The organism is Streptomyces sp. M2CJ-2 (genome assembly GCF_016757295.1).
GTDB lineage: Bacteria > Actinomycetota > Actinomycetes > Streptomycetales > Streptomycetaceae > Streptomyces.
Window position 1 is genome coordinate 1 of the sequence record NZ_JAESIF010000227.1, and the last position, 1512, is coordinate 1512.

Annotated in this window: 1 protein-coding gene; it reads left to right on the forward strand. The window is 68.8% G+C overall.

Annotation, left to right across the window (positions count from 1 at the left end; genetic code table 11):
• Positions 1 to 199 precede the first annotated feature (199 nt).
• On the forward strand, positions 200 to 1498 hold the full coding sequence (locus JL475_RS38975; protein WP_237409546.1) for an IS4 family transposase: 1299 nt from the start codon (positions 200 to 202) through the stop codon (positions 1496 to 1498).
• The last annotated feature ends 14 nt before the right edge of the window (positions 1499 to 1512 follow it).

Sequence of the window (1512 nt, forward strand, 5' to 3'; positions counted from 1 at the left end):
CAAGGCCGTGAAGTTACGGCTTGAGTGCGGGTGTCCAGGCGGCTGTGATCTGTGGGTTTGCCGGACGTGGGAAGCGGAGCCCCGGTAGGACTGGCAGTCGACCAAGACAACCGTCCACTCGCCGGAGGCTCCGCTGTCCGGACAGTCTGCCATCACGCGTGTCGTCACAGTGGCCGAAGGGCTTTATGCACCGGGCCACTTGGGCGAGTTGACACGGATCGTTCCGTTCGAGCTGGTCGATGCCGTGCTTGCCGAGTGCGGAGGGGTCCAGCAGCGGCTGCGGAAGCTGCCCGCGCGGGTCGTGGTCTACCTGCTGCTGGCCGCGGCCCTGTTCGAGGACTGCGGCTATCGCGAGGTATGGCGCAAGCTCACCGGCGCCCTGGTGGGGCTGCCGCTGGTTGAAGTGACCGCGACCGCGCTGTGGCACGCCCGCTGCCGACTCGGTGTCCGCCCGGTGCGGGCCCTGTTCGACCTGCTGCGCGGACCCGCCAGCGCGATCCGGACGACCGGAGCACGCTGGAAGGGTCTGCTCGTCACCGCGATCGACGGCACCCACCTGGACGTCGCCGACGACCAGGCGGTCCGCGCCAAGCTGGGCAAGGGGTCCAACCAGTACACCGCCGCCTCGGGATACCCGCAGGTCATGCTGGTGGCACTGGTCGCCTGCGGCACCCGCGCGGTCATCGACGCGGTCTTCGGGCCGCGCAAGCCCGGCGAGGCCGTCCTGGGCCGCCGCCTGGCGCGTTCCCTGACCGGCGGCATGATCGTCCTGCTGGACCGGGGGTTCTCCTCCGACTCCTTCCTGACGACCGTCGCCGGCACCGGAGCGGACTTCCTCGCCCGACTGTCCTCGAGACGCAAACCGCCCGTCCTGGCCACCTGCCCGGACGGCTCATTTTTGTCCAGGATCGGTGACGTCGAGGTCCGCATCGTCATCTGCGAGATCACCATCGCCACCAGCGCGGGCCGCCGCACCGGCGCCTACCGGCTGGCCACCACGCTCCTTGACCACCGCACCCACCCGGCATTCGACCTGGTCAGGCTGTACCACGAGCGCTGGGAAGTGGAATCGGCCTACTTCGAGATCAAGAAATCGATGCTCGGCCGGCGCGTCCTGCGCTCGAGGACCTGGCCCGGCATCGCCCAGGAGATCTACGCGCTCCTGACCGCCTATCAGGTGATCCGGATCGCCATGGCCGACGCGGCCCAGGCATCCGGCACCGATCCCGACCGCTGCAGCTTCTCCATCGCCCTGAACGCCGCCCGCGACCAGATCATCCAGGCCCAGGGCGTGATCGCCGACACCGTCATCGACCTCGTCGGCACGATCGGGCACGCGGTCCTGGGCACCCTCATGCCCGCACGGCGAACCCGCCTCGGCCCCCGCGCGGTCAAACGGCCCCTGTCCCGATATGCCTACAAGAGCCTCAAGGTCGACCGCCACACCTACAAGGCCACCATCAGCATCGACATCTTGACGTCGGCTCCCGGACCGTAAACTTCACGGCCTTG